This window comes from Cylindrospermopsis sp. CR12 (genome assembly GCF_001432185.1).
GTDB lineage: Bacteria > Cyanobacteriota > Cyanobacteriia > Cyanobacteriales > Nostocaceae > Raphidiopsis > Raphidiopsis raciborskii.
The window spans coordinates 1-7,360 of the sequence record NZ_LMVE01000109.1 but is presented as its reverse complement, the minus strand read 5'-3'; the positions used below and the strand labels follow the sequence as shown (position 1 = coordinate 7,360).

Below are 7,360 nucleotides of genomic sequence, written 5' to 3'. Positions count from 1 at the left end.
TTGGAACCACCAGTGGAGTCACCGGAAGCATTACTAATGATGACACCCAAGTTACCCTAGCTGTTTCTCCCACCAGTGTTACAGAAGATAGCACTAATAACCTAGTTTACACCTTCACCCGCACTGGAGTTATTAGTAATTCTCTAACAATTAATTACACTATTGGAGGCACAGCAACTAATGGTACTGACTATAATAATATTGGTACAAGCGTCACCTTTACCCCTGGGTCATCCACCGCTACAGTTACAGTTGACCCCACCGCTGACACCACGGTAGAAAGTGATGAAACAGTAGAGTTAAGTTTAGCATCTGCGACTGGTTACACCATTGGAACTACCAGTAGTGTAACCGGAACCATCCAAAATGATGATGTTCTCACCTTCTCTTCCATTATTGAGTATGCACCTGGCGTTGATATCTCTAATGGAGGTTTAGTTTTCAAAGCAAATGGCAAAGGAACTATATCTTTAGATGCAAATAGACTATCTACATCAAGTGAAGTTACAGGTGTGAAAAATGGGACAAGGTCTAACTTTAACCACTTATTTGGACTATATGAGGTTGTGGATGCCCAAGGTGGAATTAATACTGATAAAGGAATTTTAAAACCAGCAGATAGTGATTATGCGTTTTACGCTCTCACTACTGCTAAAGTGAAAGACTTTATAGTGCAAGCAGGTGGTAGCGATACTCCCAGCACCGCTACACAATTGGGGTCTGGCGTGTCACTTGAAGGTAATAAGTTTTATGCTCCCTTCGTCATTGCTAACGGTGGAACTTACTTTCCTGGGTTAAATGGAGTGGAAGATTTCGTCGCTGCTGAAAATGGAGACGTAAACCGATTTGCCAGTGCACCTAAATATGTCCGAGACCTTGTTGCTACGGAAGTAGGTAATGTGTTTAACAATGCACCTAGATTTGTACAGGAGCCAGTCGCTTATTTTAGCTTTGGGTCAGCTAATCACGATAATTCTCCTCACTTCCGTTCCTATGGTAATGGTGTCTATGGTTTTGAGGATTTACCCGCTACCGCTACCCAATATTCCAACAATGATTTCAATGATGCAGTTTTTGCTCTGACCTTGACTTGAAGTTAACTTTAACGGATGAACTGAATCATCATCATCTAAGTGGGTGGGTGGAATTAAATATATGAACGGTCGGTTTTAATCAAATTTAGCTTTCACCTTCTACACAAACAAACTACCCACTGCTATATTTCCTAAACCTGGTAAATTACTACTATATCCCGTCAGATTAATCACCAAATCTGTAGCAGGATTAAACCCTCCTACCCCATCATTCACTATTAAATAAGTGCCACCTATTCCTTGTGCTGTTGACACGACCAATGCTGCACTGTTAGTCCCCAAACCCTGATTTCCACTTGTTGCTCCATTCCCATCAATAAATACACTATCCACCAAACTATTCAATGTACTAGCACTGTTGTTGCTGGCACGGGTTAATACACTTGGTGACACCCCATTCACCCTTATCTTGTCCTTGCCAAATTGAAAATCCCCTATTCTATCTGGTTTACCCACTACGGAATCCCCAAGGTTAAACACAAAGGTGTCGTTTCCTTGTAGTCCTGTCAGCACGTTTTGACCACTGTTTCCCGTGATTACATTGTCCTTCCTGTTACCTATGCCATTGATATCCTCCGTACCCCAGAGGGTTAAGTTCTCTATCTGTGGTAGGGAAGCTAGATTATAGTTAATACTGGAAAATACAGTGTCATTACCTTCGTTCGGTAGTTCAATAATCACCACACTCGCACTATTTACCCTAATAATGTCATCCCCTTTTCCGGGCATTACCGTGGTTTGACCCCTGGTGGCATTTATATCATCTCCTTGGTCTGTGCCAGATATTACCTTGGGTTGACCATCTCCTGCTAAAGTCAGTGGTCTAGCTTCCAGGGTATATCCCGGTGCTACATCTACCGCTGTCACATTTACCTTGCTTTGCTGGAAGGATGAAACAGTATTAAAGGCAAAATCTCCTATTTTCACTGGCAGATTTTGATTGGGCCAATTGCCACTAAAATCTGCATATTGAATTTGAATATAACGGTTAGTAGAAGTGTCTCCATCCAAATCTTGTTCATCCAGGTTGTCAGTTACATCACCAAATAAATCTGTTGACAGTAGGTTACTAGCACCTTGGTAAGAGATTTGATTAGAATTGTAGTGAAGACGTATTCCTATACCTGTTAGGGTATTGTCACCACTATCCACATTATAGGTAACCCCTATAGAAACAGGAGCGCCAGGGGTAAGGGAGGAATTAGAAGTAGTTAGGTCAATAATTTGCTTTGAGGAGGAAGTAGCGTTAAAGGTCTGGGCAAATAGGGGTAAGAAGGTAGTTTGTTGGGGAACCAACGGGGAAGCTGAGGAAGTACCGCTAATACTTGCTAGATAGGATTCAATCTGGCTGAGATTACGAGTAGCATTGGGAGATATGGCCCCATTGATTAAAGCATTTCCAGGGAAATTGCCAAACAAGTAACGTACTGCCATAATCCCATCGGAGAGAGGGCGAACTGCACCATCACCGTCTATATCCAGTATGCTCCCTGCTTCTCCTAGGTAGGTTCTAATCTCACTGGGGGTGCGGGTTGCATTAGGTGCGATCGCATTTCTTGTCAGGGCATCTCCAGAAAAATTGCCAAACAAGTAACGCATGATAATGATGCCATCAGACAGAGCACTAATAGTGCCATTACCATCCACATCCAGTGTCCAGTTTTGCTTATATATTTCTATGGGAGCAGCTTCAAGGGTATAACCAGGAGCCAGATCAACACCCGTAATATTGAGTTGGGTTCCTTGAAAAATACTGCTGGTAGTGAAGCCAAAATCTCCCAATTTCACGGGTAGAGTTTGATTAGGCCAGTTACCAGTGGTAGCAAAATATTGGAGTTGAATATAGCGGTCTGTGGTGTTATCTTTATCAAAGTTTTCTGTATCTAGTCCATTAGTAATGGAGCCAAATAGATTAGTTGAGAATAGATTTGTGACCTGTTGATAAGATAGGTCAGTAGAATCATAGTGAAGACGAATGCCAATGCCATTGACAGCATTGTTAGAATTAGACGTATTATAGAAAAGGGGAACAGTTAAGTTAGCACCAGGTGTAGCTCTTAGTCTGTTAGATGTGCTGGTAATTTGCTGAGTATTTCCTAGGTCGTCATTAGTAATGGTTCCTGTGACTGCACCAGTGGTTCCAATGGTGTAACCAGTGCCAGATGCTAGGGTTAAGATGACTGTTTCATCACTTTCTACCGTGGTATCAGCGGTTGGGTCTATGGTTAACATAGCCGTACTTGCACCTGTTGTAAAGGTGATAGTCTTACCTGAAGCGGGGAAAATACCTGGACTAGCACCCGTATAATCAGTTTCATCAGCAGTGCCGTAAATATTGTAATTGACACTTAGTACATCATTGGTGGGACCAGTGCGGGCAAAAGTGTAGACCAAATTTGTGGTCCCATCCTCTGTGACACTAGTGGGACTTACAGCTAGTGTAATGGTAGGTAGTGGAGCAGCAACATCTTCATTTTGAATTATTCCTGTAGCAGTAGCAGTAGCAATAGTGGCATTAGTGGGGTTAGAGAGGGTAACTGTAAACTCTTCATCAGGTTCAACAGTAGTGTCTCCTGACACATTGACCGTGATGGTTTTACTAGTTTCATTTGCCGCAAAATTCACTGTGCCAGTTGCCATGGTTCCACCAAAATCAGTAGCATCTGCTTGGTTAGTACCAGATCCGGTAACCGCCCAATTAGCACTGCTGCTATTATTAGCATCTCCAGTGCGGGTAACAGTAAATGTAAAGGATTTTGTACTAGAGTTACCCTCTGTTTGGGTGGCATTGGTAGATGCGATCGCCAACTCGGGAGCGACAGCAGCATTAACGTAGTTGAAGTAACTCCCTGTTAGACTAAGATTCAAAGTAGATGTACTTCTCAGAGTGGCGATGAGCTCATCAGGTTCTGATCCCAGTTTATTCAAGTACAGGTGGGTATCTGAACCGCTAACAACTAGGCTATAGTTACTGCTTTTTCCTTGAAGCTGAATAATATCATTTACTGTAAAGTCAGTAATCAGTGCGTAATCAGTAGTTCCTGCTGAAGATGTATCTCCATTGTCATATCCAACCCAATTCAAGTCGCCAAGGATGAATCTATCATTTCCTTGACCTCCCGTTAGGGTGTCTACTTCGCTGCTTCCCGGCGTAGAGCTATTCCAATTGACACCATTAATGATGTCATTTCCATCCCCACCATTAATGGTGTCACTACCATCACCGCCATTTATCGTGTCATCGCCACCTCCACCATTGATGGTGTCATTTCCATCTCCACCATTAATGATGTCATTGCCACTTCCAGTAGTAATATTATCTCCTGCAACCGTTCCCGTGATTTGGAATCTTTCAATGTTAGAGAATGAAACTTGGTCGTAGTTATTGTCCCAACTATAGTTGTAATAAGTATAGGCAGTATAAGAACCATTAAACCCGCCACTACCAGAGATAGAACTTGTGATTCCTGCTTGGTTACCTGTGTAGGTATTGCTGGAGTAATCCACGATCAGTAGGTCAGTTCCCCCACCTCCATTCACAGTGTCGCGTCCCAAACCTGCATTAATGGTGTCATTACCCGTACCCGTGTTAATCGTGTTATTGTATCTGCGCGTGAAGTTCACAACATCAGCACCACTTCCCAAGGTTAAGTCTCTAAAGTTCTCTACATTAAAAATATTTGTGCCATCAGCAAGAGTAAAGTTTTTAGCTATGTCGCTATCTTCAATAGTTTGAGTACTAGTAATAGAGCTTAAATTTACATCGACTGTATCAATACCATCCCCACCATCAATGATGTTAATACCACCTCCACCATTGATGGTGTCATTTCCATCACCGCCATTTATCGTGTCATCCCCATTGCCAGCGTTGATAATATCATTGCCATCACCTCCATCGATAATATCATTACCATCACCAGTAGTAATATTATCTCCTGCAACCGTTCCCGTAATTTGGAATCTTTCAATGTTAGAGAATGAAACTTGGTCGTAGTTATTGTCCCAACTATAGTTGTAATAAGTATAGGCAGTATAAGAACCATTAAACCCGCCACTACCAGAGATAGAACTTGTGATTCCTGCTTGGTTACCTGTGTAGGTATTGCTGGAGTAATCCACGATCAGTAGGTCAGTTCCCCCACCTCCATTTACAGTGTCGCGTCCCAAACCTGCATTAATGGTGTCATTTTCTACTGTCCCGTTTATGGTATCGTTAACTCTACCAGTGCTTGTGAAGGTTGCCTGCTCTATTACAATAGACCGCCCATTCAGGTTAATCCATGCAGTGTCATCTTCCGTTTTTAATACTGCCAACACATCAGGAGATAACTCTTCACCCTGCACTAACGCTACAAAAATTGATCCCTCATCTCCAGGGCTATCTACTTGATTAATCTGAGCATCTATATAATGCCCTATTTCTTCTATAATTACTCTGCTAATAGCTTCTACATTACCAATCAGGTCACCGGATAAATAAATTCTATTTTCTTGCTGCGAATAGGCCCCCTGTCCACCTCTTAGAACGGCGCTATCAACCATTTCTATAGGTGGTAAATCACTAAAGTCACCTTTTTGCCACTTTCCTCTTAACAACTCAGCGATGGTGCTATTGTAGCTTGTTCCAAAAGCACTATCCATGGACTGCCAGAACTTATCTGACAGGGAGAATGCTCGTAAGTTATCAGTTATGATGCTAAAAACCTTCTCTCCAACAAGTTTCATGTCAGGATTACCCTAATAATTACATGCTACCAGTCTATCATGACAAAAGATAAATTGGTAACGGTTTTAGATTGAATGATAAAAATATTTTATGATCTGGTTTTTATTGGTATAGGTTAGATTAGTAAAGACATATATAGATAACATAAGTTTTATTTCTTATGATTACATTACTAAATGTATAAATTTATATTGTAATCACGCTACGTGAGATCGCATTTCCAGAACTTTTCCCACACACAGTGCAATCTCGCATTACTTTTGTGATTAATTAATTTCCTCGCTAACTCGTGGGTCGTCCCATGAGTTAGAGGTATATCAGGGCGATATTGCGTATGGAGTACTTCGTTTACACCTCAAATGAAGTTAAGAGCTTAAAACTAACCCAATTAAACTTTATCAGTCGATTAAACTCAACGAGGTTGTCACCTTCTACACAAACAAACTACCCACTGCTATATTTCCTAAACCCGGTAAACCATCACTATATCCCATCAGATTAATCACCAAATCTGTAGCAGTATTAAAACCTACCAATCCATCATTCACTATTAAATAAGTGCCACCTATTCCCTGTGCTGTTGACACTACCAATGCTGCACTGTTAGTCCCCAATCCCTGATTTCCATCTAATGCTCTATTAGCATCAATAAATACACTATCTACCAAGCTACTCAATGTACTAGCACCGCTATTGCCGGCATGGGTTAATACACTTGGTAACACCCCATTCACCCTTATCTTGTCCTTGCCAAATTGAAAATCCCCTATTCTATCGGGTTTATCCACTACAGAATCCCCAAGGTTAAACACAAAGGTGTCATTTCCTTGCAGTCCTGTTAACACGTTTTGACCACTGTTTCCGGTGATTATATTATCCTTCCTGTTCCCTATCCCATTTATATCCAGTGTACCTGTGAGAGTTAAGTTATCAATCTGTGTTAAGCCAGCCAAATTATAGTTTATACTGGAAAATATGGTATCATTGCCCTCATTTGGTAGTTCAATAATCACCAGACTAGCAGTATTTACCACAATATGATCATCTCCCCTTCCAGATATAACGGTATCTCGTCCTAACCCGCTATTAATGGTGTCATTACCCGCACCAGTATGAATCATATTGTTAATTTGATGGGTGAAATTAACCACATCATTACCACTACCCAAAGTTAGGTTGGTAAATCGCTCCACATTAAGAATTCTTGTACCATCAGGAGCTGTAAAGTTTCTAGTTTCATCGCTATCATTAATGGTTAAGGCATCCGTAGCAGAGCTTAAATTTGCATCTACAACCGTATCAATACCATTTCCACCATCAATAGTGTTAATACCACCTCCACCGGTAATGGTGTCATCCCCATCTCCAGCAGTTATGATGTTATTTCCACCCCCACCAACTATGGTGTCATTGCCATCTCCAGCATTAATGATATCATCCTCATCTCCAGCAGTTATGATGTCATTCCCATCACCGCTATTAATGATGTTATTTCCACCCCCAGCAACTATGGTGTTATTGCCATCTCCACCATTAA

At 41.4% G+C, this 7,360-nt stretch carries 3 protein-coding genes; 1 reads left to right on the top strand and 2 read right to left on the bottom strand.

What is annotated here, in order from left to right:
* Window positions 1-1,094 (top strand): Calx-beta domain-containing protein (locus tag ASL19_RS18685; protein WP_161808603.1); only part of this gene is annotated, 1,094 nt, incomplete at its 5' end.
* A gap of 99 nt (window positions 1,095-1,193) precedes the next feature.
* Here the strand turns inward: ASL19_RS18685 and ASL19_RS12985 are convergent.
* Window positions 1,194-5,822, bottom strand: a complete 4,629-nt coding sequence (locus ASL19_RS12985) for a bluetail domain-containing putative surface protein (protein WP_057178666.1) — start codon at window positions 5,820-5,822, stop codon at window positions 1,194-1,196.
* A 432-nt stretch (window positions 5,823-6,254) separates the two neighbouring features.
* Window positions 6,255-7,360, bottom strand: a 1,106-nt coding sequence (locus tag ASL19_RS12980; protein WP_161808602.1) for a calcium-binding protein, incomplete at its 5' end; no start/stop codon positions are given.